Source organism: Microbacterium sp. P03 (assembly GCF_043556235.1).
In the GTDB taxonomy this organism is placed as follows: domain Bacteria; phylum Actinomycetota; class Actinomycetes; order Actinomycetales; family Microbacteriaceae; genus Microbacterium.
The window spans coordinates 506,153-530,023 of sequence record NZ_JBIGIM010000001.1; the positions used below are offsets into that span (position 1 = coordinate 506,153).

A 23,871-nucleotide genomic window follows, 5' to 3' on the forward strand; every position below is an offset into this window, starting at 1 on the left:
CCAGTCGCCCGAGGCCGGCCGCCGTTGCGCCGCCGGGAGATGCCGTGCGGCGCGACCCCGGACGATCCATCGGCGGAGGATCCCACGCCCACCGCACAGGTGACCGCGATCGGAGGGGGATCCGAGCCCGACCTCCCGGTGGGGATTCCAGGACGAATGGTCCTTTGCCGAGCCGGTGCACCTCCCGAACTACGATCGAACCACAGCACCCGGCACAGCCCCTTCACACCCCCGCACCGCAGCACCCCGCACCGCCATGCGCCCCGAACAACCCACGGCCCCCGAAAACCAACGCCCCCGCAACCCAGGAAGCCCGCATGCCGACACCCTCGACCGCCCGTGCCCACGCCGAAGACCTCGCCGACTTCGTCGCGGCCTCGCCTTCGAGCTACCATGCTGCGGCCGCCGTCGCAGAGCGCATGATCGACGCCGGGTTCACTGCACTCGACGAGTGCGCCGCCTGGCCCGACGCGACCGGCACGAAGGACGGAAAGCCGGGACGTTTCCTCGTGCTCCGCGACGGGGCGGTGATCGCCTGGGTCGTGCCGGCGACAGCCACCGCCGCGACGAGTACGCGCATCTTCGGGGCGCACAGCGATTCGCCGGGCTTCGTGCTCAAACCTCAGCCGACCACCGGGAGGCTCGGCTGGTTGCAGGCCGGTGTGGAGATCTACGGTGGCCCGCTTCTCAACTCGTGGCTCGACCGGGAGCTGACACTGGCCGGACGTCTGGTGCTCGACGACGGCACCTCGGTCCTGGCGGCGACAGGACCGCTGCTGCGGCTGCCCCAGCTCGCCATCCACCTCGATCGTGAGCAGAACGATCGTCTGACACTCGACAAGCAGGCGCACACCCAGCCGGTGTGGGGCCTGGGGGACGCGGCATCCGCCGACATCCTCGGCGAACTCGCCCGCAGCGCCGACGTCGATGCGGCGCGCATCCGCGGCTTCGACATCATCACGGCGGACTCCTCGCGCGGGCAGGTGTTCGGCAAGGATGACGTGTTCTTCGCGTCCGGCAGGCTCGACGACCTCGCATCGGTGCACGCCGGCGTGGTCGCGCTCGAGCGCGCCGCTGACGGTTTCGACGCCGACCACATCGCGATGCTCGCGGTCTTCGATCACGAGGAGGTCGGCTCCGCGACCCGCAGCGGCGCCGCGGGACCGTTCCTCTTGGACGTCCAGGAGCGCATCTGGCTCACTCTCGGAGCCGACCGCGAGCAGCAGATGCGATCGATGGCAGCCTCCTGGTGTCTCTCCAGCGATGTCGGACACTCGGTGCATCCCAACTACCCCGAGCGTCACGATCCGGTCGTCCGCCCCATCCTCGGCTCGGGGCCCATCCTCAAGATCAACGCCAATCAGCGCTACGCCACCGACGCCGGCGGCGCGGCCGCATGGAACGGTTGGTGCGCCCAGGCCGGCGTCGTCAGCCAGGAGTTCGTGTCGAACAACGCCGTGCCGTGCGGCTCGACGATCGGCCCGATCACCGCGACACGGCTCGGTATCCGCACGGTCGATGTCGGCATCCCGATCCTGTCGATGCACTCGGCGCGCGAGCTCGCCGGCGTCAGCGATCTCTACGACCTGGCGCGGGTGGCGGAGGTCTTCTTCCGCGGCTGAGTCGGACGGGCGCCGGGCGGGGGCGGATGCTGTGCCCGGGGCCGTGCGGAATCGAACCCGCGCGAGCGGCGTAGCCTGAAAGCATGCCCGTTCGTGACGCCTCGCAGAGTGCTCGGGATCAGCTCGAGGCTCTCGCAGCGTCGATGCACGAAGGCACGCGGAGCGACAGCCGCGGACTGGTCTCGATCGCCGACCTGCCGACCAGCGCCGACGCGCGTCCGGCGGCCGTGCTCATGCTGTTCGGGGTGATGGACGAGCGCCCGAGCAAAAGCCCTTCGACGGCCGTCCCGCGCGACCTCGACGTGCTGCTGCTGGCACGCGCGACGACGTTGCGCGCGCACGCCGGGCAGATCGCGTTCCCCGGCGGACGCGTCGATCCCGGCGACGCAGGACCGATCGACGCCGCCCTGCGGGAGGCATGGGAGGAGACGGGCCTCGACCCCACCGGCGTGGACGTGCTCGGAATCCTGCCGGAAGTACCCCTGGCCTACTCGCGACACGTGGTCACCCCCGTGATCGGGTGGTGGCGGCATCCGTCCCCGATCCGCGTGGTCGACACCGCCGAATCCGCCGACGTGTTCCGCGTGCCCGTGGCGGACCTGCTCGATCCCGCCCGCCGCGGCGTCACCATCATGCGCCGCGATGGTCAGGAATGGCGCGGGCCGGGGTTCGTCGTGGCGCACGACGACGGCGAGTACCTCGTATGGGGCTTCACCGGGATGCTGCTCGACGGGCTGTTCGATCGCCTGGGGTGGACCGAGCCGTGGGACGATGCGCGCGAATTGCCGATCGTCGTGCCGTCGGACGACGTGCCCGAGATCCGCTGACGACCGACCACCGGATGCCGCGCCCGTCGCGATCGCTACGCTCGAACCATGGCCATCCACAACCTCCCCGACGGTGCCGTCCTGCGCGAAGCGCGTCCGGGCGATGAGCCGGGTATCCTCGCGGGTATCCAGGCGCTTGCCGACTACGAGCGCGAGCCCGATGCGGTGGAGAACACCGTGGGGGCGCTGACGCAGACACTTTTCGGAGAGGCGCCGCGGGCTTTTGCGCACGTCGTCGCGGGAAGCGACGGCGAGATCCTGGGTATCGCGCTGTGGTTCCTGACGTACTCGACGTGGACGGGCAGGCACGGGATCTGGCTCGAGGATCTCCACATCGCCGAGGAGCATCGGGGGCGGGGATACGGAAAGGCACTCATCGCGTCGCTCGCCGAGGTGTGCATCGAGCGCGGGTATTCGCGTCTCGAGTGGACCGTGCTCGACTGGAACGCGCCGGCCATCGGCTTCTACCGTTCGATCGGAGCGGTGGCGATGACGGAGTGGACCACACAGCGTCTCGTCGGCGACGAGTTGGCGGCGCTCGCCGGCCGAACGGGCACCCGCGACTGACGATCGAGGCGCCGTCCGTGGCCCGCGCTACCCTCGGGACGTGGTGACCAAGCCGACTGCCGTGCAGCTCACGCGAGACCAGGCGCGGCGCATAGCCGTGCGTGCGCAGCTGCTCGATGCCGAGCGCCCGGGCGACGTCGTCGAGGTCGCCGAGCAGATCGGCGCGATCAAGATCGACCCGACGAAGACGATCGCCCCCAGCGAGCACACCATCCTGTGGTCGCGCATCGGCTGGTCGTACGAGGCGGGTCAGCTCGTGAAGGCTGTCGAGATCGACCGGCTGCTGTTCGAGTTCGACGGCGCTTTCCGTCCGATCAGCCTGCTTCCGCTCATGCTGCCGGCGATGCGGCACTGGCCGCGCCGCGACAGCACGCGTCAGTGGCTCGTGGCGAACGACCGGTTTCGGCGGGACGTGCTCGCAAGGCTGCGCGCGGAGGGCCCGATGCTCGCCTCCGGCATCCCCGACACCTCGCAGGTCAGCCGTGCACCCGACGGATGGTCGGGATCGAACCAGGTGCCCCACATGCTGGACTTCCTGCTTCGGCAGGGCCGCGTCGCGATCGTAGGTCGCGAGGGGCGGCAGCGCCGGTGGGACATCGCCGAGCGCGTCTACCCCCGAGATCTTCCTCAGCACGGCGAAGACGACGCGGCCCGCCTCCTGGACGAGCGCCGGCTCGAGGCGGCCGGCATCGCGAAGCAACGATCACCGTGGACGCCCGTGGGCGACGCCGGGGTCCCCGCCACGATTGCGGGCTCGAGTCGCCGCTACCGTGTCGACCCGGCGGCACTCGCGGCCCTCGACGACGATGCGGGCGGACGCATCGCCTTCCTCAACCCGTACGACGGCATGCTCTTCGATCGGCCGCGCCTCGAGGAGCTCTTCGGATTCAGCTATGTGCTCGAGCAGTTCAAGCCTCGGTCCCAGCGCCGCTTCGGGTACTTCGCACATCCCATTTTGATGGGCGATCGCTTCGTCGGCATGCTGGACGCCGAGGTCGACAGAACAGCGGAACGGGGAATGCTGCGCATCAACGCCGTCCACGAGTTCGAGCCGTTCGCCCCTGAAGAGCACGAGATGGTCCGCGCCGAGATCGATGAGCTCGCGCAGTGGCTGGGAGTGGACGTCGCCGACGGCACCTGAGCCGCGACGACGTCCACATCGCGATCAGCGGGCGCCGGGTACCCGGTTCTCGGCGCTGACCATCCACGCGAACTGCTCGAGCTTCTCGAGGATCGCGTGCAGGATGTCTGCGCTCGTGGGGTCCTCGTCGTCGATGTCGTCGTGAACCTCACGGCAGGTCGAGATGGTCGCCTCGAGGCGCTCGGTCACGAGGTCGATGACCTCGCTCGTGTCGATCTCACCCTGCGGGAACTCGGGGAGCGTGGTGGTCTCGGCCACGGTGTCGCTGCGCCCGTCGGGAAGGGCGTGCAGCGCCCGCATCCGCTCGGCGATCGTGTCGCTGAACTCGCGGGCTTCCTCGATGATCTCGTCGAGCTGTCGATGTGTGTCGCGGAAGTTCTTCCCGACCACGTTCCAGTGCGCCTGCTTGCCCTGCGAGGCCAGCTCGATGAGGTCGACGAGCACTTTCTGCATGTTCTCGCTCAGCTCGGCCGACGCGAAGAAGCCGCTTTCGGCGTTCTGCTCATCGGTCAGACCGGCGCCGCGGGCGGGGCGCCGCTTGTTCTTCGCCGCAGCGCTCGGGGTCTTGGACGCGGCCGGTTTGGTTGCAGTTGTCGTTGCCATACCTCGACGGTACGGGGGAGGCCCGGCATCGTCGCCGGGATTGCATGAGGCTGCCGGTGATGCTAGCCGCGTCGGCGGGCACCGGCCCGGTCACCGGCCGGGGTGGGAACCCGTAACGGGAACAGCAGACGCACCAGCCCCCAGCCGATCGCTGCCCCGACGAGCTGAGCGGCGATGAACGGCGCCGCCGAGGCAGGAGCGATGCCCGAGAAGGTGTCGGTGAACATGCGGCCGACGGTGATGGCAGGATTCGCGAAGCTCGTCGAAGACGTGAAGAAGTACGCCGCGCCGATGTAGGCGCCGACGGCGGGTGCCGCGAGGTGGGACCGCCCGGAACGAGCCAGAGCGAACACGACGACGATGAGGCCCGCCGTGGCGATCGTCTCCGACAGCAGCAGGTGCGGGCCCGATCTGTCCGTCGTGCTCCAGTCCACCGCCGGAACGGCGAACATGAGGTTCGCGAGCACAGCCCCGGCGATGCATCCGATGACCTGGGCCGGCAGGTAAACGGCCGCGACGGACCACGGGCGACGGTGCAGCACGATGTCGACGACGGTGACGACAGGATTGAAGTGCGCCCCCGAGACAGGGGAGAAGACCAGGATCAGCACTCCCAGTCCCAGCGCGGTGGCGAGCGCGTTCTCGAGGAGCTGAAGACCCGTGTCGGCGGGGGAGAGTCGCTGCGCGGCGATGCCCGAGCCCACGACGACCGCCGCCAATCCGGCGCTCCCCAGCAGTTCGCCGGTGGCGGATCTGACCGTGCTGATCACGGAGCGACGAGGAGCTGAGACACGCGATCCAGCGCACCCGGTACGAGCGTGAAGTACGCCCACGTGCCGCGCTTGCTGCGACTCAGGAAGCCCGCCGCCGTCAGGATCTTGAGGTGGTGCGAGACCGTCGGCTGGCTGAGCCCGACCGGCTCGATGAGGTCGCAGACGCAGGCTTCCGCGTGTTCGGATGCGGCGACGATGGACAGGAGGCGCAGGCGGGTGGGATCGGCCAGGGCCTTCATCGTGGACGCGAGATCGGCCGCTTCGGCGGCCGTCAACGGCTCGCGCACGAGCGGTGTGCGGCAGGTCGCGGCCGAGACGTCCGTCACCTCGATCATGGTCGTCATACATCGACGATAGTCGATATTGACAAGCGTCGATAGATGCGGGGACAATCGGATATCGACGGTGATCGATATCGCAGGAGGCTGCCGTGACCTTGATCGATCTGACGCCCCGTGTCGTGCAGACGCCCGTGCTGTCGACGCTGCCGGTGGTCATCATCGGGGCCGGACCGATAGGCCTGTCGGCCGCGGCGCATCTGCTCGAGCGGAACATCGAGTTCGTCGTCTTCGAAGCCGGGCCGGATGCCGCGGCCAGCGTGAGCGCCTGGGGTCACACCCGGCTCTTCTCCCCGTGGAAGCACCTGGTCGATCCTGCCTCGCGCCGCCTGCTGGAGACGGTGGGCTGGAGTCTCTCCGAGCCCGAACGCGCGCCGACCGGCGCGGAGCTCGTCGCCGACTATCTCGCGCCGCTCGCGGGGTGCGAGGGGATCGCCTCTCGCATCCGTGCAGGGGTGGAGGTGCTGGCGGTGTCCCGTGACGGAATGGACCGCACGCGGACGAAGTCTCGGGCCACCACGCCATTCGCGGTGCGCATCCGTGCGGCGGACGGCCGGATCGAGGACGTCCTCGCTCGAGCGGTGATCGATGCGTCAGGCACCTACCGATCGCCGAACCCGCTGTCATCGAGCGGACTCGAGCTGATCGGGGCGACGGAGATCGCCGACCTCGTGTCGCCGGCGCTGCCCGACGTGCTCGGACGCGACCGCGCGCGGTTCGCCGGCAGAAGGGTCACCGTTGTCGGTGCCGGTCATTCCGCCGCGAATACACTGCTCGCCCTCGTCACGCTCGCCCGCGAGGAGGCGGGGACGACGGTGACCTGGCTCATTCGCGCCTCGCACGCGGTGCGTGTCTCGTCTTCTTCGGACGACGAGCTGATCGGTCGCGCTCATCTCGGAGACCGGGTCGATCGTGCGGTCGGGCGCGGCGATATCGTCGTCGTCGATGGATTCGAGATCATCCGGGCGCACCGGAGGGCACGGGCCGCTGAGCTCGTGGGGCACCGGCGCGGCGAACTCGTCACCCACGCCACCGATGTGGTGGTGAACGCCACGGGCTTCCGCCCGAATCTCGAGATGCTCCGGGAAGTCCGCCTCGATCTCGACGACATCGTCGAGGCGCCGAAGCGACTCGCCCCGCTCATCGACCCCAACGTGCACTCGTGCGGCACCGTCGAACCGCACGGCTTCCGTGAGCTCTCGCACCCCGAGCCGGGGTTCTTCATCGTCGGAATGAAGTCCTATGGGAGGGCGCCCACGTTCCTGCTCGCGACGGGCTATGAGCAGGTGCGATCCGTGACAGCGTGGCTCGCGGGCGACATGGGGTCGGCTTCAGCGGTCGAACTCGTGCTGCCCGCGACGGGCGTGTGCTCCACGGACGGCGCCGGGGACGGATGCTGCGCGTGACGGAGATCCGCGCGATGTACGCATCCGACTGGCCGGCCGTCGAGAGGATCTACGCGCAGGGCATGCTCGAGGGGGAGGCCACCTTCGAAGTGGTCACCCCGGTATGGGAGTCCTTCGACGCAGGAAAGCTGACCGGTCTGCGTTTCGTGGCGGTCGATGCGGACGGGGCGGTCGTCGGCTGGGTCGCGGCATCCGCCGTCTCCTCCCGCGCGGCGTACCGCGGCGTGATCGAGCACTCGGTGTACGTCGATGCGGAGGCGCGGCGGGCGGGTGTCGCCACGTCGCTGCTGCAGGCATTCATCACGGCGGCTGACGCGGCAGGCTTCTGGACGATCCAGTCGAGCATCTTTCCCGAGAACACCGCCAGTCGAAGGCTGCACGAGAAGAACGGCTTCCGCGTGGTCGGACGGCGGGAGCGGATCGCCCGGGCGGGCGCCGGTCCGCATGCCGGAAGCTGGCGGGACACGCTGCTGATCGAGCGGCGCCGCGCCACGAACCCGGCAGACGTCGAGACCCGCGTTGATTCAGATGACCACCAAGAGATGGCGAGACCCTCATGAGCACGAAACCCACTGTCCTGTTCGTCTGCGTCCACAATGCCGGGCGCTCCCAGATGGCCGCCGGCTACCTGAGGGAGCTCGCCGGAGATGATGTGGAGGTCCTTTCCGCCGGATCTGCGCCGAAGGACTCCATCAATCCGGTAGCCGTCCAGGCCATGGCCGAGGAAGGCATCGATATCGAAGGTCACACGCCGAAGGTGCTGACAGTGGACGCGGTCCGCGAATCCGATGTCGTGATCACGATGGGGTGCGGGGATGCCTGCCCGATCTTCCCCGGCAAGCGCTACGAGGACTGGGAGCTGGACGATCCCGCCGGCCAGGGCATCGAAGCGGTCCGTCCGATCCGCGACGAGATCCGCGGGCGGGTCGAGGCGTTGCTGGCGGAGCTCCGGACGGCATAGCCGCTCCGACCGCCGTTACGACGGCGGACGGATGATCCCCGCGCTCCCTGGGAAGGACGATGGCCCCCTGCGTCGCAGAGGGCCATCGTCGATCTCCGTGGTCCGAAGCGTCCATGACGTTCCGGTGCGAGGGTCAGCGGCGGGCGCTGGCCTCGTCGCGGTCGTAGTGCTCGCGGCTGCCGGACTTGGCCAAGCCGCGGCTGATCATGTATCCGATGGTCAACAGGGTGGCGTAGAGCCAGACCTGCTCGGCGCCGAAGCCCTGACCGTCCTCGTTGCTGTCCACGACGGCGGAGGCGATGAACATGGCGATGAGCACGACGATGTAGACGATGAACTCCGTCGTCTTGAAAGCCGCTTTGGTCTCGGTGGAGACGCGGGAGACGCGGGTGTCCGCGGTGGTGTTGGTCATGATGTGTCCTTGTTGGTTATCACGTTGATGAGACTGCGTGTGCGCAGCCACTGCGTGAGGTAACCAGGACGCACGGATATTGTCCCCACCCTTGCTATTCCGCGCGCTCGTCAGGAAAGTTCGCCGACGGTGCCTCACGCGCGAGGAATCACGCGAGATCGACGTGGCCGACGGCGGAGGCGTATCAATCGGTAGAGGATGCCGACGCCTACGACTGCCGCCCCGCCCACGATGGACTGCCAGGGAAGGGTGACCACGAGGATCAAACACCCCGCGGCCCCGAGGAGGGGAAGCGGGCGTGGGTATCGGCGGTGCGGTCGGTCCTGCGTGAACGCGGCCACATTGGCGACGAAGTAGTACAGCAGAACGCCGAAGGAGGAGAAGCCGATCGCCTGCCGCAGGTCGACGAGGACGACGAGTGCGCACACGGCGACCGCGAGGACCGTCTCGGCGCGACGCGGTACCTGGGATGTGGGGTCGATCGCCGCCAGCGTCCGGGGGAGATCGCCTGTGCGGGCCATTGCCAGGGTTGTCCGGCCGATTCCGGCGATCAGCGCCAGAAGCGCGCCGAGTGCGGCGAGCGCGGCTGCGATCTGCACCGCGGGGGTCATCCACGACGCGCCGGCGTGCACCACCAGTGTGATCAGCGGTGCGTCGGAACTCGCCAGCCGTTGCGGCCCGAGCCCGGTCAGCAGCAGGACCCCCAGCGTCGCGTACAAGGCGAGGACACCCGTCAGCGATATGACGATCGCCCGGGGGATCACCACCGACGGATTCCTCACCTCTTCACCCATCGTCGCGATACGCGCGTATCCCGCGAAGGCGAAGAACAGCAGCCCGGCGGATTGCAGGATGCCGTACCCACCGGTCGGCGCATCACCCGCGGCCGTCCCGCGTGCGCCCGAGACGGCGACGGATCCCACAGCAATCACGATGACGACGACGAGAACGACGAGGACGCAGCTGACGAGGATCTTCGTGAGTGCGGCCGTCCGCGTGACGCCGAGCAGATTGATCCCCACCAACGCGATGACGGCGACGACGGCGACGGCCTTCTGCAGCGGTCCGGGGACCACATAGGCGGCGAACGTCAGAGCCATCGCGGCACAGCTCGCGGACTTGCCGACCACGAAGCTCCAGCCGGCGAAGAAGCCGGGCCACTCGCCCAGCCGCTCCCGCCCGAACACATACGTCCCTCCAGACGTGGGGTACTGAGCGGCGAGTTGCGCGGACGAGGTCGCGTTGCAGAACGCGACCACGGCTGCGAGTCCGAGCCCGATCAGGAGGCCCGCTCCGGCCACCTGCGCGGCCGGAGCGAAGACCGCGAAGACTCCCGCCCCGATCATCGACCCAAGACCGATCATCACGGCGTCGGACAGGCTCAACCTGCGAGCGAGCGCGGGGGGATCTGCCGGACCGGTGACCATGGCGTGACCATAGTGCCCCGTGGTGACATCGACATGTCGTCGACCAAATTCCTCGTCTGGTGGCGGAGCGACGATCGCGCGGTGTCAGCATCCCTCCTGACCGCACTGTGCCGGATCACCCGCCCGACGCGGCGGGCGGGCTCGTCGACCATCACCCCACGGAGATGCCTGAAGACGCAGCCGTCGATCGGCGGACCCATGGGGTGTTAGATGTGAGCGTGGTCGATTCAGGCGGTTCGGGGTCACCCGAGGGCGATCGGGAAAAGGCGCCCGCGGGTGATGACAGTGGAGCCCCCGCGACGAAAGCAGATCGGGTCATCAAGGTCCTGAGCGACGCTGAGAAGCGAGACGATGCCGCCGGCGCTCGCGACGCGGCAGCCGATGAGCGCTCGCGAGCGGCAGATCTGCGCGCGTTCCTGGAAACCGGCGAAGACTACGCCGGTCACGGGGAGCGCCGCGCGGCCGCGCAGGACCGGGCGCACGCGAAGGGCGATCGGAAGGATTCGGCGCAAGACCGGGCTCTCCTCGCCGACGAAGTCGACTTCGATGCAGACGACCCGCCGACGGACACTCGCTGACGGGTCGCCGGGGCGCCAAGACGGGGCTCGGGCGCGTCGAGTGGTCGTTCCCGAACCCGCGCTCGCACTCGGGGGTGGAGAACGGCCGTCTCGAGGTCAGGGTGTCGTCCGCTTTCGCTCGAATCCGTACACCGCTGCCTGGGTTCGACGTTCCATGCCCAGCTTGGCCAGGAGTGCGCTCACGTAGTTCTTCACCGTCTTCTCGGCGAGGCCGAGCCTCTCGCCGATCTCCCGATTCGTGAGCCCGCCCGTGATCAGATCGAGGACCTGGTTCTCCCTCATCGAGAGATCAGGGCAGACGAGTGGACCAGTCGTCTGAGAGACGGGACGGATGATCGTCGCGCCCCGCCGAAGCACTTCGGTGGATTGGATGGTCCTTCCGCCGGCGGCGCGTCGGACGGCGGCGATGAGTGCTCCGCTGCGGATGTTCTTGAGCACGTAGCCGCTCGCACCGGCCAGGACGGCCAGTCGCAGAGCGTCGTCGTCGTCGTACGCGGTGAAAATGAGGCACGCGATCTCCGGATGGGCGGAGCGGATGTCGCGGCAGAGGTTCACTCCGTCGCCGTCGGGAAGGCGCACGTCGAGCACGGCGACATCGGGGAGGGTTGCGTCGACCCGGCGCAGGGCCTCGCGGAAGGTGCCCGCCTCGCCGACGACGGTGAGGTCCGGCTCCGCGTCGATGAGCTGCGCGATGCCGCGACGGACGATTTCATGGTCGTCCACCAGGAAGACGTTGATCATTGTCCTCCTGACTCGTCGCCCCGCGCGACGGGCACAGACCATTCGATGCGGGTACCGGAAAGGCCGTCGGAGGTGATCGTGCACTCTCCGCCGAGCAGGACGGCCCGTTCGGTGATGTTCGCCAGACCGCTCATGCGCACAGCGCCCGTCATGCCGCACCCGTCGTCGGTGACGGTGAGCGTGATGGCGTCGAGAGTGATTTCGGCGGCCACCTCGACGAGATGAGCATCGGCATGCCTGACGATGTTCGTGAGGCATTCCCGCAGCACCGCGACCAGCTCATCGGCGAGCGATGACGGCACCAAAGAATCCAGGGGTCCCGAGAACGTGATGCGGGGGGTCGACGACAGACCTGCGGAGCCTTCCGATACGACGTCGAGCAGCCGGTCGCGAGTGAGCTTCTCCGCGCCTCTCTCGCCCGCACCGAGCGCGAACACGACCGTGCGGATGTCCTTGATCGCCGCGTCGATCGCATCGACCTGCGTGTTGAGGGCGGCGGATGTCTCGCCGTCCGCCGCCGTCGACAACGCCTGAAGCGAGAGGCCTGCGCCGAAGAGCCGCTGAATGACATGGTCGTGGAGGTCTCGCGCGATGCGGCTCCGATCTCGGGACGTTTCGAGGCGGCGGCGGTCCTCTCGGGCGCGGACGATCTCGATGGCGACGCTGGCCTGATCGGCGAATGCAGATGCCATGCCCAACTCCGCTTCCGTGAAGGAGGACGCTCCGGTTCGTCGAGCCATCGTGAGGACGCCGAGCGGCTCCCCGCCGCTGTAGAGGGGGATCGCCACAGTCGGCCCCGACACATGCCAGCCCACAGGCTCTCGATCGGCGTCGCACGGGAGGCTCGCGGCGCCCTGGGTGGCCAGAGCGCGGGCGGCGAGTGTGCCGGCGGCGGGAAAGACGCGTCCGAGGAGAGGCCCGGCGCTGACGCCGTGAACGGTCGTGACTCGGAAGTCCTCGACGCCGTGCGGGACGACGACGACGACGAGGTCGACCTCGAGCAGCGCCCCGACGCGCTCGGTGATGACGCTGAGCACGTCTTCGCCGGAGACCTCCAGCATCGCGGCCATCACGTCCGCGGTCGTGACGCTCCATATCTCTCGGGTTCTCGCGAGGTCGTACAGGCGGGCATTCTCGATCGCGATCCCCGCCGTCGCCGCGAGCGCGAGGACCAGCTCTTCATCCTCCGCGCTGAACGGTCCCCGCTGCCCGGACGTGAGGTAGAGGTTGCCGTAGACGTCGTCCCCCACCCGCAGAGGGACGCCGAGGAAGGCGTCCATGGGCGGATGATGCGCCGGGAAGCCTGCGGAGCGGGGATCCTCAGCCAGATGTCGGACACGGATCGGCGCGGCATCCGTGATGACCGCGCCGAGCAGGCCCTTCCCGGTGGGCAGACGGCCGATCTTGCGGGCCGTCACGTCATCGACGCCGACGTGGATGAACCGTTCCAGGGTGCCATCAGGGGCGAGCACACCCAACGCCCCGAATGGAGCACCGACCAACCGCATCGCCGCCTCGACGATGCGGCGGAGCACGATCTCGAGGTCCAGACGCTCGACGATGGCCGCGTTCGCGCGGAGCAGGTCGCGAAGTCGCGGTTCAGCGAGAGCGGCGTCTTCGACTGCGGCGCGACGTACGTTCGACGGATCCAACATGAGGCCTCCCGTCGTTGGAGTGTATCGAGAGGCCGAGAGGCGGGTGACGCCCGTTCTTACGATTCCGAGCCCGCGTCATGGGTATGGCCGTAGCTATCGACCGGTGGTGCGGAGTGCTTGAATACGGAAACCATGTGTTCCGTGCCGATTTCCACTCACCCCGGGTGTTTGCGAGGTCTGTCATGCCTTGGTATCCGCTTGATCGCCTCCTGATCGCACTGTGGTTGGCAGCCAGCCCTCATTCCTGGCAGCGCACCTTCCTGGCCAATGACACCCCCCACGTCTATGCGACCGGGGAGAATCGCGATCACGTACTGCTCACCGGAGATGGCGCGGCCACCGGGCGCGGGGTGCTCAGCCACGACCTTGGGCTTCCCGGCTACCTCGCCCGCAGTCTGTCAGCGCGCACTGGTCATGCGACGGATGTCGACATCGTCGTCGACCAGCTGATGACCGCAAGAACCTGTCTGCCTGCGATCAAGGACGTCGATCTCTCCCGGTTCGATCTCATCCTCCTGTCCGTAGGACACAACGAAGCACTCGCCTTGGTGAGTGCCGTGCAGTGGGAGGAAGACCTGGAGACACTCTTCTCGGATATCGAAGCGAGGACGTCGCCCGAGACCAAGATCGTCATCCTGTCGATTCCCACGTTCGCCGAGAAGACTCAGCTCCCACGCCTTCTTGCCCGCGTCGTCGACCAGCACGCAGTGGCCCTGAACGCCGTCATCTCGACTCTGATCTCGGCTCGGTCGAACATGACGATGATGCCGCTGTCGGGCGATAACCAGTTCGAAGCGGAGAACGCGCATGTCTACGCCCGGTGGGCAGAGGGAATCGCAACGCGGATCACGGGAATCCCTGATGCACGCCGGCGAACCGCGGACCGGTGGACGTTCCACGAAGCGGCACGTCAGCGCGCCGTGGAGAACCTCGGGGAACTCGTCAGCAGTGTCGACCCAGTCCTCGACCAACTCACGGAGCTCGCGCGACACACGTTTGGAGCGCCGATGGCTGTGATCACGATCGTCCGCAGCGAGACGCAGGTGATGAAGGCTGTGAGCGGAATGGAACCGATTGTCGTCGCGCGCGAACAATCATTCTGTGACACCACCATTCGACGGGCCTCTCAGCTCGTAGTGGAAGACACCCAAGCCGATCCGCGCTTCGCTGACTTCGACGCCGTCGTCGGACCCCCCGGGGTGCGGTTCTATGCCGGTGCTCCGATCGAATCCCCGCAGGGGTACCGTGTCGGCGCGCTATGCATCATGGACACCGAGCCCCGCCGGTTCACCGCCGGCGATCTTGAGATGCTCCGCAACCTCGCCCTGATCGCACAAGAACAGCTCTGGAGACCGGACCTCACGTGAGGGCGTCCTCTGCCACTCTGGCGCGGGGCCCGCTTATGTCGCCGGTGGAGCCCGGCAGCCGACGCTGGTCCATTCGTAGCGACAGCCGATCAGAATCGGCCGATCTTCGACATCAGCGGACCGGTTTTCGAATCACGAAGCGGTCGTGACTTTGCCCGCAACTGTGCCGCGAGCGTTTTCAGGGACGCGATCCCTCGTAAACACGCGGATCGTGAGAGCGGAGGATAGGGGATTCGAACCCCTGAGAGCTTTCACTCAACACGCTTTCCAAGCGTGCGCCATAGGCCACTAGGCGAATCCTCCGTGGCCCCGCGGGGCCGTCGAACAGCTTACCTTGCCCGCAGCGTTCCCCCCGACTCGGCGAAGGCGCTTCCCGGGCGGATCAGCAGTGATCGTGGGGCGATGGCGGCGAGCACCCGGCGCGGGGGGTCGACGGCGCCCAGCATGCCCGCGCGGACAGATGCCGTGGCATCCGCCAGCTCTGCACCGCGGTCGCTCGTGAACGTGCCGTCCTGGGCGTAACTGGCCTTCTCGATCTCGCGCAGCAGGACGTTCAGCTCTGCGGCGGGAGCGCCGTGCTGAGCCACGAGCCGATGCCCGAACATGCGCGCGGACTCGCTCGCAGGTGCGGGGATGCCGATGTCGATGGCGATGTCCTGGATGCTCGTCCACGCGGCGAGCACGTCGCCGCGTCGCGATCGCGAGTGGAGCACGCGACGGCGGAGGGCGGCGAGCAGACCGGGGATCAGCAGGGCGACGAGGATGCCCGACAGCACGAGCATGGTGGGCAGAGGGCTCGCACCCGTGCCGGAGCCGGCGGCTGAGCCGTTCAGGGCTTCTTCGTCCGGCCGCGCCGACGAGCTGGCCGAGGGCGCTGCGGAGGCTCCCGGGGTGGCCTCGGGGGCGACGTCGGCGTCGGCTCCGGGAGAGCCTCCGGTCGCCGTGGACGCGAACGACGTGGGCACGCCGAGACTGTTCGTGGGCTCGAAGCCGATCCAGCCGATCCCCTCGAAGTACGTCTCGGGCCAGGCGTGCAGCTGACCGCTCTGCACCGAGTACACGCGCTGGTCGTCGACTTCATCGCCGGTGGTGGTGCCGGGCAGGTAACCGACGACGATCCGCGTCGGCATGTCGAGGGATCGCGCCATCAGTGCGAACGCGGATGCGTAGTGGACGCAGTACCCCTCGCGCTGCTGCAGGAACTCGGCGACGGCATCCGCCCCCGTGCCGTCGAAGCCGTCCGCGACGGGGGCATCCAGCGAGTAGGAGAACTCCGAGCTGCGGAACCAGTCCTGGAGAGCCTTGAGCTTGTCGTAATCGGTCGCCGCACCCGCGGTGACCTCGTTCGCGCGTTCGGCGATGACGGACGGCATGTCCGCAGGCAGCGCCAGCGTGACGCCGTCGTCGTCGATCCCGCCGGCTCGGGTGGCGCGCACCTGCTCGAGGGAGGGCTGCGGAACCCGCGTCTGGATGTCGTACGTCTCGCCGGCGCTCGTCGCCGAGCGGCTGATGACGGTCCTGTTCTCGGGCAGGGCAGACCATTCCGGTCCCAGGCCCGAGACCTCGACGGCCGGGTACGAGACGGGCAGCCAGCTCGAGCGCAGATTCTGCACCTCGACGGTGGTGTCGACCTCGATGACCTCGATACCCTCGGCCACCTGGTCCGGTACCAGAGCCGCCGCGTCGTCGAGCGATACGGGTCGACCGCGGTCGGGTTCCCACACCTGCCCATCGAACTGGGAGAGGGTCGCGACGCGCAGGTAGGGGGCGGTCGTCCCCGTGCCGCGGACGCGCAGCACCTCGACCTCCTGAGGTTTGCGCAGGTCGTCGCCGAGCTGCAGGGTCGGGTCGATCGCCGTGCCCACGCCCGCTCCGCCGGCGATCGATCCGGTCGGTGCCGGCAGCAGCGGCACGATGACCAGCGCGACGATGACGGCGACGGCGCCGACGCCGAGGGCGCTCGCCGAGACGGCGGAGCGCGGGGCGGCGCCCGTCGCATCCTGCCCACGGGCGACACGCGGGACCCGGGCCTCGCGTGCGCGCATCTCGGCGCGCATCATCAGCAGCAGCGAGGCCGAGAGCAGCACGAACGCCCAGACATCCGCCTCGTCCGGCACGGCGATCGCGGGGATGAGTGAGATCGGTATGAGCCCGACCGCGGCCAGGAGAGGCATCCGCGCTGTCAGCACGACGTGGTCGATCACGATCGCCAACAGACCGACGGCCCCGACGAGCAGGAACGACATCGCGAGGGTGGCGGGCAGGGGCGCAGCACCCTGGGCGACTTCGGCGAAGGCCGTGGGCAGCAGTGCCTGCACGAGACGTACGGTCTCGGGGGTGGGGATGATTCCGAGCAGTGCCGTCTCGCGCAGGAAGATGAGCGTCATCAGCACGAGCCAGACGCCCGCCTCGATGAGGCTCACGGCCACGGCAGGGAGCTGCACCCGCCGGGCGGCGAACCCGGAAGCGAGAACAGCACCCACGACGAGCACGCAGCCCCACACCCAGGCGTCGGGGGAGACCACGCGCATGACGGGCAGCATCGCCGCGAGGACCGCGGCGAACACGCCGAACGTCAGTGCGGGCTCGGACCGCCGGCGGGCAGATGGGCCCGTCGCCGAGGAGTCAACGGACGACATGACCGACCCCACCCGACGTCGTCGACGACCAGGCGTCCGCGAGGTCGACGTCGAGGGCGATGGATGCCGCCTGCCACCCGGTGTCGACGGCGAGCTCGAGCGCCTCCCGCGAGGGCGCGGTGCTCAGGAGGACAGGGAGAGACGAGTGGTGCACGAGTGCTCGCAGAGACGTGGCATCCTGCTCCTCGAGGCGGCCCGTGACCACCACGATCGGCCCGATCGTCGTCCCGGCGAACAGCTCGGGCAGATGAGGGAGGGTGTCGACACCGTGCGTCGTGATCGTCGCGAACTGCGCTGCTGCCTCTTCCAGTGCCCAGAGGTCGCCGCCTTCGAGGCGCTCGACGAGCTCGCTCCCGTCGCTGTCGATGACCGTGACGGCGAATCCGGCGTGCACGAGGTGGGCGGCCACCGAGATGCACGCCGTCACCGCGCGCTCGAAACCCGGATCGGCACCGGGAGTCCGTGCCGCCTCCGCTACCCAGCGGGGTGTGCCGCGATCAAGCACGACGACGGCTTCGGGCGTGGACTCCTGCTCCTCCTGACGCACCATGAGGGAATCGCGGTGCGCGGTCGCCCTCCAGTGGATGCGGTGGCGGGCGTCACCGGGGGCGTAGGGGCGGGCGATCAGGTTGTCGGCTCCCTGACCCATCTGCGTGGTGGAGGAGGGGAGGGTTCCGCCGGCGGCGCCGGCGAAGCTCGCCACGGCCGGCAGTTCGATGATCTCCGGGGCCACGGTCACCGGCGTCCGCCCGCCGAGCACGTTGCGCCGGCGGGCCACGCCGAACGGGTCGGTGGAGGTGATGGAGAGAGGCCCGAGCGAATGGATGCCGCGCTTCATTCCCGTCACGGAATATTCCAGCTCGACGGTGCGAGCCGTGCCCCGGAGGCCGGAGCCCACGGCGGGGAAGGCGCCGGCCGCCGCGCCCGTCAGCCCTTTCGTCAGAGCGTCGGACCAGGCACCCGGAGGGGTCGCGAGCGCTGTGCGAACTCCGACCCGGACGGTGACGTCGATGGCGTGGTCGACCGTGGCGACGTCCGGGTGCAGGGCTCGCGTGACGGTCTCGGTCCGGCGTGTGAGGTAGAGCGCGACGACACTTCCCAGGAGGAGCGCGAGGAGCAGCATCCCGAAGTAGCGGAGTTCCACCAGGCCCAACTCGTTGGCGAGGACGAAGCAGATCAGCGCGAGCACGAGCGCCCCCGTGCCGCGCACGGTCAACGGCCAGAGGCGGCGCACGGTCCACTCCCGACGGGCACGCGAGACCTGATCACGATCGGGCGACGAGCGGCACGCGCACGGAGGCCGCGATGCGCTCAAGGATTGCCCCGACCGTGTCGCCGCTCCCGCGCGATCTGACCGTTCCCGCGGCGCGCGTCGGGATCAGACGGTGGGCGAAGACGGGGATGAGGAGGGCGGTGAGGTCGTCGGGGATGACGAACCGCCGGCCGTCGAGCGCGGCCCACACCTTTGCGGCGCGCACGAGCTGGAGTGTGGCGCGCGGACTCGCGCCCAATCTCAGCTCGGGATGCGTGCGCGTGGCGTGGGCCAGGGCGACGGCGTACTCCTCGAGAGCCGGTGCGACGTGGACGGACCTCGCCCAGTCGATCATGGCCACGACCTCCATCGACGTGGCCACCGCCGCGAGGGACTCGAGGGGGTTCACGGTGTCGCGCTGGCGCAGCATCAGCGCCTCCGACCGGGCGTCGGGATAGCCCATCGAGATACGGATCATGAAACGGTCGCGCTGCGCTTCGGGCAGGGCGTAGGTGCCCTCCATCTCGAGCGGGTTCTGGGTGGCGACGACGAGGAACGGGTCGGGAAGCGCGTGGGTCTCGCCGTCGACGGTGACCTGGCGCTCCTCCATCGCCTCGAGGAGCGCTGACTGCGTCTTCGGCGACGACCTGTTGATCTCGTCGGCGATGACGATGTTCGCGAAGATCGCACCGTGCTTGAACTCGAACTCCCGGGCGACCGGGTTGAAGATGCTCACTCCGGTGACGTCACCGGGAAGCAGATCCGGGGTGAACTGGATGCGGCGCACGGTGGCGTCGACGGACGCCGCGAGCGCGCGGGCCAGCACCGTCTTGCCCACTCCGGGGACGTCCTCGATCAGCAGGTGGCCCTCCGCGAGGAGGGTGATGAGCGCACTGCGGACGGCGTCGGGCTTGCCGTCGATGACCCCCCCGATCGAGCCGAGGATGCGGCCGGTGAGAACCTCGAAGGAGTCCTGGTCGAGAGGCTCGACCACGGGAGCCGCAGCCGCCGAGCGGCGGGTGGGAGCGGACGGGAAGTCTGCGGTCGCGCTGTGTTCCATGTGTCCCCCGGGGAGTCGCGGCTACGGGCTGCGGATCACGGCTTTCGGGAGCGGCCGCGTCGTGCGTACGGGTACCGGCGATCGGGCGCCGCTGCTCGTTACTCGATCGTAACCCGGCGAGGTCTGGGGTGGTCCGGAGAATTCCCTGAGTTCACCCTGTGGATCGCGACCCGTTAGAATGGGGTCAGCTCTCCGCGAGGCGGTATCCAGGCCAACTCCCCCAGGACGGAAACGTAGCAAGGGTAACCAGGCTCTGCCGGGTTCGCGGAGAGTCTTACTCTTCTCCCTCGGTACCCGCAGGGAGCCGGCTCCCTCGATGCCGAGGGGTGTCGGCGAAAGGTCCTTCCAGGGCCGCCCACTGCAGAAGCATGATCGCCTTCGCATCCTGGATCTCGCCGGTGCGGATCATGCCGAGCGCCTCTGCGATGTCGAGTTCGACGACCTCGATCTCCTCGCCCTCCTCCTCCAGACCTCCGCCCGCACCGGTCCGCGTCGACGCGTCGTACGGCGCGGCGAAGAAGTGGATCCGCTCCGTGACGGACCCGGGACTCATGTACACGTCGAAGACGTGTTCCAGCTCGCCGATCCGCACGCCGGTCTCTTCGGCTGCCTCGCGGCGGATCGCGGTGACGGGATCGTCGTCGTCGAGGAGCCCCGCCGCGGTCTCGAGCAGCATCCCGTCCGGGTGCTCGTTCACGTACACGGGGAAGCGGAATTGCCGCGTGAGCAGCACCGTCCGCCGTGCCTCGTCGTAGAGCAGGACGGTCGCTCCGTTGCCGCGGTCGTAGGTCTCACGCTGCTGACGCGTCCACTCACCTGCGTCGTCCCGGTATTCCAACGTCGTCCGGCGCAGGACGTGCCAGCCCGCCGCGAGCAGCTCGACGTCCACGACGCGCACGCGCGGGTTGCGCACGAGGTCCATCCCGGTACGGTGCAGGCCGGTCCTGCCGCGGTGGTCGGGAACGTCGGCGCCGGGTTGAGACGAGAGTTCGGGCATGACCGGATCATAGGGGCCCCCAGACGAGCGGATGATCGGCGAATCAGAGACGGATGCTTCGGCTTCGAGCTTTTCCCCCGTCTCCGACACGCCTCGCACCTAGGCTGGGGACCGTGGCGCAGAGCATCTACCTGACCTCGGCCGAAGGCCATTCCGGCAAGTCGTCCGTCGCGCTCGGGGTGCTCGAGGCCCTCAGTCTCGCGACGCCCCGCGTCGGTGTCTTTCGGCCCATCGCACGGTCGTCCTCCGGCGATTACGTCCTGGAGATGCTGCTCGACCACGACGGGGTCGACCTCGACTACGACGAGTGCGTCGGCGTCACCTATGACGACGTGCGCGCCGACCCCGAAGGCGCGCTGGCGACCATCGTGGCCCGATACAAAGCGGTCGAGGCGCAGTGCGACGCGGTCGTGGTGATCGGCAGCGACTACACCGACGTCGGCAGCCCCGCCGAGCTCGCCTACAACGCGCGGATCGCCGCGAATCTCGGCGCCCCCGTCCTGCTCGTCCTCGGCGGCCGCGCGGGGCAGGGGCAGGCCGAGCAGCTCGGCACCACACCGCCGCGCACCCCCGCCGAGATGGGACAGATCGCCGACCTGGCACTCGCCGAGCTCGCACACGGGCGCTCCGAGCTGTTCGCCGTGGTGGCCAACCGCGCAGATCCCGATCACCTCGACGAGATCATCGCCCGCGTGGGGGAGTCGGTGAAGACCGCCACCGGTCACACGGTGCCGATCTGGGCTGTGCCCGAAGACCTCTTCCTCGTGGCGCCGTCGATTCGCGGCATCCTGCGTTCCGTCGACGGAACGTTCCTGAAAGGCGATCCCGAGCTCCTCACCCGCGAGGCCCTCGGCGTCGTCGTCGCCGGCATGTCCATGGTGAACGTGCTCCCGCGACTCACCGAGGGTGCCGTCCTGGTGATCCCCGCCGACCGCACCGAAGTGCTGCTCGCGGCGATCCTCGCGAACGCCTCCGGCACCTTCCCCTCCCTGTCGGGCATCGTGCTCAACGGCCCGTTCCCGCTGCCGGACGACATCGACAGACTGATCGACGGCCTGGACTCCAGCATCCCCATCATCACCACTGATCTCGGCACGTACGAGACGGCCGTCCGCATCATGAACACGCGCGGCCGTCTCGCCGCCGACTCGCAGCGCCGCTACGACACCGCTCTGACCCTCTTCGAGCGGCACGTCGACACCGACGAGCTGCGACGCGCGCTGGGGCTGGCTCGCGCCACGGTCGTGACGCCGCTCATGTTCGAGTACGGCCTGATCGAGCGGGCCAGATCGGTGCCCAAGCGCATCGTGCTTCCCGAGGGCGAGGACGACCGCATCCTGCGCGCGGCGGCCACCGTGCTGACGCGGGGCATCGCCGACCTGACGATCCTGGGCGAGGAGATCGAGGTGCGCTCGCGGGCGATCGAGCTCGGCATCGACATCTCCGCGGCCCAGGTGCTGTCGCCTTTCGATCCCGTGCACGTCGACAAGTTCGCCACCGCCTACGCGGAGCTGCGGGCACACAAGGGCGTCACGTACGCGCAGGCGGCCGACACCGTGACCGACGTGTCGTACTTCGGAACGATGATGGTCCACCTCGGCCTCGCCGACGGCATGGTGTCGGGGGCGGCCCACACGACCGCCCACACGATCCGCCCGGCCTTCGAGATCATCAAGACCGCGCCGGGCGTCTCGGTGGTCTCATCGGTGTTCCTGATGGCGCTCGCCGATCGCGTGCTCGTCTACGGCGACTGTGCGGTCATCCCCGATCCTTCGAGCGAGCAGCTGGCAGACATCGCCGTGTCTTCCGCCGCGACCGCCGCGCAGTTCGGGATCGAGCCCCGCATCGCGATGCTCTCGTACTCGACCGGCGAATCCGGCAGTGGCGCGGACGTCGAGAAGGTGCGGGCCGCCACCGCGTTCGTGCGGGAGCGTGCACCGCAGCTCCTCGTCGAAGGGCCCATCCAGTACGACGCGGCAGCGGATGCCGCCGTCGCCGCGGCGAAGATGCCGGATTCGGAGGTCGCGGGCAGGGCGACGGTCTTCATCTTCCCCGACCTGAACACGGGCAACAACACCTACAAGGCCGTGCAGCGGTCGGCCGGGGCGGTCGCGATCGGACCCGTGCTCCAGGGCCTCAACAAGCCCATCAACGACCTCTCGCGCGGCGCGCTGGTGGACGACATCGTCAACACGATCGCGATCACGGCGATCCAGGCTCAGGGGGAGTGACCTCGTGAGTGTCGTCCTGGTCGTCAACAGCGGATCCTCCTCGTTCAAGTACCAGCTGCTCGACATGGACCACGAGCGGGTGCTGGCGTCGGGGCTCGTGGAGCGCATCGGCGAGCCGGTCGGTTACGCACGTCACACCGTGACCGCTTTCGGGATGGGTGTGGATCCGGATGCCGCGGCCCCCGCCGTGCTTGATGTCACGACGGACCGCGAACTGCCGATCCCCGATCACACCGCGGGCTTCGCGGTCATGCTCGAGGCGTTCGCCGCCCACGGGCCATCGCTCGAGGATCGGCCGCCGAGCGCCGTCGGCCACCGCGTCGTGCACGGCGGAGCTCGGTTCTTCGAGCCCACCGTCGTCACGCCCCTCGTCGAGATCAACATCGACGAGCTGTCGGTGCTGGCGCCGCTCCACAACCCGGGGGCGCTGCAGGGCATCCGCGCCGCCAAAGCGGCCTTCCCCGACCTCCCGCACGTCGCGGTGTTCGACACCGCTTTTCACCAGACGCTCCCGCCGGCCGCCTACACGTACGCGATCGACGCCGAACTCGCCGCCGCCCACCGAATCCGTCGCTACGGCTTCCACGGCACCAGCCACAAGTTCGTCAGCGAGGCCGCGGCCGCGTTCGTCGGGCGTCCCCTCGCCGAGCTGCGCCAGATCGTGTTCCACCTCGGCAACGGCGCGTCGGTCACCGCGGTCGACGGCGGTCGCTCGGTCGAGACGTCGATGGGTCTCACGCCTCTCGAGGGTCTCGTGATGGGCACCCGCTCGGGCGACCTCGATCCGGCAGTCCTGTTCCATCTCGCGCGACGCGCCCGCATGACGATCGACGACCTCGACACCCTCCTGAACAAGCGGAGCGGAATCCTCGGGATGGCCGGCGTCTCCGACATGCGCGACCTGCAGGAGCGCGCCCAGGCGGGGGATGCGGCGGCCACGCTCGCATTCGAGGTCTACCTCCACAGGCTCCGGTCGTACGCCGGCTCCTACCTCGCGCAGCTCGGCGGTGTCGATGTGATCTCGTTCACGGCAGGCGTCGGCGAGAACTCGCCCGACGTGCGCGCGGGAGCGCTGGCGACCCTGGGTTTCGCGGGCATCGAGGTCGACCCGGAGCGGAACGCGGCACGGGGTCGCGGCATCCGTGTCATCTCTTCGGATTCGTCGCGCGTGACCGTGCTCGTGGTGCCGACCGACGAAGAGCTGGAGATCGCGCGGCAGACGCTCGAGGTCACCGGGACCTGATCGGCTGCGGCGGCGAGGGGGTGCGTCATCG

General features: G+C 68.9%; 22 protein-coding genes, 1 tRNA gene and 1 other RNA gene. 12 read left to right on the plus strand and 12 right to left on the minus strand.

What is annotated here, in order from left to right; all coding sequences use genetic code 11:
* Positions 1-317: 317 nt before the first annotated feature.
* From ACFXOO_RS02410 to ACFXOO_RS02425, 4 genes are all read left to right on the plus strand, one after another.
* A complete protein-coding gene (locus ACFXOO_RS02410) occupies positions 318-1,622 on the plus strand; it encodes a M18 family aminopeptidase (RefSeq protein WP_394562687.1) in 1,305 nt (434 codons plus the stop codon).
* Positions 1,623-1,705: 83 nt separating this feature from the next.
* Complete coding sequence (locus ACFXOO_RS02415; protein ID WP_394562688.1) at positions 1,706-2,449, plus strand: NUDIX hydrolase; 744 nt, start codon at positions 1,706-1,708, stop codon at positions 2,447-2,449.
* Between the two features lie 48 nt (positions 2,450-2,497).
* Positions 2,498-3,016, plus strand: a complete 519-nt coding sequence (locus ACFXOO_RS02420; RefSeq protein WP_394562689.1) for a GNAT family N-acetyltransferase — start codon at positions 2,498-2,500, stop codon at positions 3,014-3,016.
* A 40-nt stretch (positions 3,017-3,056) separates the two neighbouring features.
* Entirely contained in the window at positions 3,057-4,157 is a 1,101-nt protein-coding gene (locus ACFXOO_RS02425; RefSeq protein ID WP_394562690.1) for a DNA glycosylase AlkZ-like family protein, read from the plus strand.
* 24 nt (positions 4,158-4,181) lie between these two features.
* On the opposite strand, the gene ACFXOO_RS02430 is transcribed toward ACFXOO_RS02425, so the two are convergent.
* From ACFXOO_RS02430 to ACFXOO_RS02440, 3 genes are all read right to left on the minus strand, one after another.
* Positions 4,182-4,760 carry a Dps family protein gene (locus tag ACFXOO_RS02430; RefSeq protein ID WP_378837532.1) on the minus strand — a complete coding sequence of 193 codons (579 nt, stop codon included), beginning with the start codon at positions 4,758-4,760 and terminating at the stop codon, positions 4,182-4,184.
* Between the two features lie 62 nt (positions 4,761-4,822).
* Positions 4,823-5,530, minus strand: a complete 708-nt coding sequence (locus ACFXOO_RS02435) for an aquaporin (protein WP_394562691.1) — start codon at positions 5,528-5,530, stop codon at positions 4,823-4,825.
* On the minus strand, positions 5,527-5,877 hold the full coding sequence (locus tag ACFXOO_RS02440) for an ArsR/SmtB family transcription factor (protein WP_378837537.1): 351 nt from the start codon (positions 5,875-5,877) through the stop codon (positions 5,527-5,529). Before ACFXOO_RS02440 ends, ACFXOO_RS02435 begins: the two co-directional genes overlap by 4 nt.
* An 86-nt stretch (positions 5,878-5,963) precedes the next feature.
* Here ACFXOO_RS02440 and ACFXOO_RS02445 point away from each other — a divergent pair, with 86 nt between their 5' ends.
* The 3 genes from ACFXOO_RS02445 to ACFXOO_RS02455 are packed head-to-tail and all read left to right on the plus strand — an operon-like array spanning position 5,964 to position 8,238.
* Entirely contained in the window at positions 5,964-7,277 is a 1,314-nt protein-coding gene (locus ACFXOO_RS02445; RefSeq protein WP_394562692.1) for an FAD-dependent oxidoreductase, read from the plus strand.
* Entirely contained in the window at positions 7,265-7,837 is a 573-nt protein-coding gene (locus ACFXOO_RS02450; RefSeq protein ID WP_378837542.1) for a GNAT family N-acetyltransferase, read from the plus strand. Before ACFXOO_RS02445 ends, ACFXOO_RS02450 begins: the two co-directional genes overlap by 13 nt.
* Positions 7,834-8,238 carry an arsenate reductase ArsC gene (locus tag ACFXOO_RS02455; RefSeq protein WP_378837544.1) on the plus strand — a complete coding sequence of 135 codons (405 nt, stop codon included), beginning with the start codon at positions 7,834-7,836 and terminating at the stop codon, positions 8,236-8,238. Before ACFXOO_RS02450 ends, ACFXOO_RS02455 begins: the two co-directional genes overlap by 4 nt.
* 133 nt (positions 8,239-8,371) lie before the next feature.
* Here ACFXOO_RS02455 and ACFXOO_RS02460 read toward each other — a convergent pair whose 3' ends face one another.
* Together ACFXOO_RS02460 and ACFXOO_RS02465 are read right to left on the minus strand one after the other, a co-directional pair.
* Positions 8,372-8,650 carry a hypothetical protein gene (locus tag ACFXOO_RS02460; protein ID WP_378837547.1) on the minus strand — a complete coding sequence of 93 codons (279 nt, stop codon included), beginning with the start codon at positions 8,648-8,650 and terminating at the stop codon, positions 8,372-8,374.
* A 134-nt stretch (positions 8,651-8,784) separates the two neighbouring features.
* Positions 8,785-10,077 carry an APC family permease gene (locus tag ACFXOO_RS02465; RefSeq protein ID WP_378837549.1) on the minus strand — a complete coding sequence of 431 codons (1,293 nt, stop codon included), beginning with the start codon at positions 10,075-10,077 and terminating at the stop codon, positions 8,785-8,787.
* Positions 10,078-10,295: 218 nt separating this feature from the next.
* Between ACFXOO_RS02465 and ACFXOO_RS02470 the strand changes: the two genes are divergently transcribed.
* Positions 10,296-10,655, plus strand: coding sequence for a hypothetical protein (locus tag ACFXOO_RS02470; RefSeq protein WP_378837551.1), 360 nt, complete (start codon positions 10,296-10,298; stop codon positions 10,653-10,655).
* A gap of 96 nt (positions 10,656-10,751) precedes the next feature.
* Here ACFXOO_RS02470 and ACFXOO_RS02475 read toward each other — a convergent pair whose 3' ends face one another.
* Together ACFXOO_RS02475 and ACFXOO_RS02480 are read right to left on the minus strand one after the other, a co-directional pair.
* A complete protein-coding gene (locus ACFXOO_RS02475) occupies positions 10,752-11,396 on the minus strand; it encodes a response regulator (RefSeq protein ID WP_378837554.1) in 645 nt (214 codons plus the stop codon).
* Positions 11,393-13,051 (minus strand): GAF domain-containing protein, encoded by a 1,659-nt coding sequence (locus tag ACFXOO_RS02480; protein WP_394562693.1) that lies wholly within the window; start codon positions 13,049-13,051, stop codon positions 11,393-11,395. The genes ACFXOO_RS02475 and ACFXOO_RS02480 overlap by 4 nt, the downstream gene beginning before the upstream one ends.
* Before the next feature lie 77 nt (positions 13,052-13,128).
* Here ACFXOO_RS02480 and ACFXOO_RS02485 point away from each other — a divergent pair, with 77 nt between their 5' ends.
* On the plus strand, positions 13,129-14,418 hold the full coding sequence (locus tag ACFXOO_RS02485; RefSeq protein ID WP_378837558.1) for a GAF domain-containing protein: 1,290 nt from the start codon (positions 13,129-13,131) through the stop codon (positions 14,416-14,418).
* 218 nt (positions 14,419-14,636) lie between these two features.
* On the opposite strand, the gene ACFXOO_RS02490 is transcribed toward ACFXOO_RS02485, so the two are convergent.
* From ACFXOO_RS02490 to ACFXOO_RS02505, 4 genes are all read right to left on the minus strand, one after another.
* A tRNA-Ser gene (locus tag ACFXOO_RS02490) sits at positions 14,637-14,721 on the minus strand.
* Between the two features lie 26 nt (positions 14,722-14,747).
* On the minus strand, positions 14,748-17,057 hold the full coding sequence (locus tag ACFXOO_RS02495; protein WP_394562694.1) for a transglutaminaseTgpA domain-containing protein: 2,310 nt from the start codon (positions 17,055-17,057) through the stop codon (positions 14,748-14,750).
* Positions 17,044-18,291, minus strand: coding sequence for a DUF58 domain-containing protein (locus tag ACFXOO_RS02500; RefSeq protein WP_394562695.1), 1,248 nt, complete (start codon positions 18,289-18,291; stop codon positions 17,044-17,046). The genes ACFXOO_RS02495 and ACFXOO_RS02500 overlap by 14 nt, the downstream gene beginning before the upstream one ends.
* 31 nt (positions 18,292-18,322) lie before the next feature.
* Positions 18,323-19,369 carry an AAA family ATPase gene (locus ACFXOO_RS02505; protein WP_378837618.1) on the minus strand — a complete coding sequence of 349 codons (1,047 nt, stop codon included), beginning with the start codon at positions 19,367-19,369 and terminating at the stop codon, positions 18,323-18,325.
* Positions 19,370-19,552: 183 nt separating this feature from the next.
* Between ACFXOO_RS02505 and ffs the strand changes: the two genes are divergently transcribed.
* Positions 19,553-19,649, plus strand: an RNA gene (gene ffs, locus ACFXOO_RS02510) — signal recognition particle sRNA small type.
* On the opposite strand, the gene ACFXOO_RS02515 is transcribed toward ffs, so the two are convergent.
* Positions 19,644-20,366: an NUDIX domain-containing protein gene (locus tag ACFXOO_RS02515; protein WP_394562696.1), complete on the minus strand. Its 723-nt coding sequence runs from the start codon at positions 20,364-20,366 to the stop codon at positions 19,644-19,646. The two genes, ffs and ACFXOO_RS02515, sit on opposite strands and share 6 nt — an antisense overlap.
* 113 nt (positions 20,367-20,479) lie before the next feature.
* Here ACFXOO_RS02515 and pta point away from each other — a divergent pair, with 113 nt between their 5' ends.
* Together pta and ACFXOO_RS02525 are read left to right on the plus strand one after the other, a co-directional pair.
* The gene (pta, locus tag ACFXOO_RS02520) at positions 20,480-22,597 is read left to right on the plus strand and encodes a phosphate acetyltransferase (protein ID WP_394562697.1); all 2,118 of its coding nucleotides are present in this window, start codon (positions 20,480-20,482) and stop codon (positions 22,595-22,597) included.
* Positions 22,598-22,601: 4 nt separating this feature from the next.
* The gene (locus ACFXOO_RS02525) at positions 22,602-23,840 is read left to right on the plus strand and encodes an acetate/propionate family kinase (protein ID WP_378837626.1); all 1,239 of its coding nucleotides are present in this window, start codon (positions 22,602-22,604) and stop codon (positions 23,838-23,840) included.
* Positions 23,841-23,871: the final 31 nt, after the last annotated feature.

Excerpts from the sequence above, each read along its gene's own strand:
- ACFXOO_RS02410 (WP_394562687.1), top strand. The coding sequence starts at position 318 with ATGCCGACACCCTCGACCGCCCGTGCCCACGCCGAAGACCTCGCCGAC.
- ACFXOO_RS02415 (WP_394562688.1), top strand. The coding sequence starts at position 1,706 with ATGCCCGTTCGTGACGCCTCGCAGAGTGCTCGGGATCAGCTCGAGGCT.
- ACFXOO_RS02420 (WP_394562689.1), top strand. The coding sequence starts at position 2,498 with ATGGCCATCCACAACCTCCCCGACGGTGCCGTCCTGCGCGAAGCGCGT.
- ACFXOO_RS02430 (WP_378837532.1), bottom strand. The coding sequence starts at position 4,760 with ATGGCAACGACAACTGCAACCAAACCGGCCGCGTCCAAGACCCCGAGC.
- ACFXOO_RS02440 (WP_378837537.1), bottom strand. The coding sequence starts at position 5,877 with ATGACGACCATGATCGAGGTGACGGACGTCTCGGCCGCGACCTGCCGC.
- ACFXOO_RS02450 (WP_378837542.1), top strand. The coding sequence starts at position 7,265 with ATGCTGCGCGTGACGGAGATCCGCGCGATGTACGCATCCGACTGGCCG.
- ACFXOO_RS02455 (WP_378837544.1), top strand. The coding sequence starts at position 7,834 with ATGAGCACGAAACCCACTGTCCTGTTCGTCTGCGTCCACAATGCCGGG.
- ACFXOO_RS02460 (WP_378837547.1), bottom strand. The coding sequence starts at position 8,650 with ATGACCAACACCACCGCGGACACCCGCGTCTCCCGCGTCTCCACCGAG.
- ACFXOO_RS02465 (WP_378837549.1), bottom strand. The coding sequence starts at position 10,077 with ATGGTCACCGGTCCGGCAGATCCCCCCGCGCTCGCTCGCAGGTTGAGC.
- ACFXOO_RS02475 (WP_378837554.1), bottom strand. The coding sequence starts at position 11,396 with ATGATCAACGTCTTCCTGGTGGACGACCATGAAATCGTCCGTCGCGGC.
- ACFXOO_RS02480 (WP_394562693.1), bottom strand. The coding sequence starts at position 13,051 with ATGTTGGATCCGTCGAACGTACGTCGCGCCGCAGTCGAAGACGCCGCT.
- ACFXOO_RS02485 (WP_378837558.1), top strand. The coding sequence starts at position 13,129 with ATGGGTATGGCCGTAGCTATCGACCGGTGGTGCGGAGTGCTTGAATAC.
- ACFXOO_RS02495 (WP_394562694.1), bottom strand. The coding sequence starts at position 17,057 with ATGTCGTCCGTTGACTCCTCGGCGACGGGCCCATCTGCCCGCCGGCGG.
- ACFXOO_RS02505 (WP_378837618.1), bottom strand. The coding sequence starts at position 19,369 with ATGGAACACAGCGCGACCGCAGACTTCCCGTCCGCTCCCACCCGCCGC.
- ACFXOO_RS02515 (WP_394562696.1), bottom strand. The coding sequence starts at position 20,366 with ATGCCCGAACTCTCGTCTCAACCCGGCGCCGACGTTCCCGACCACCGC.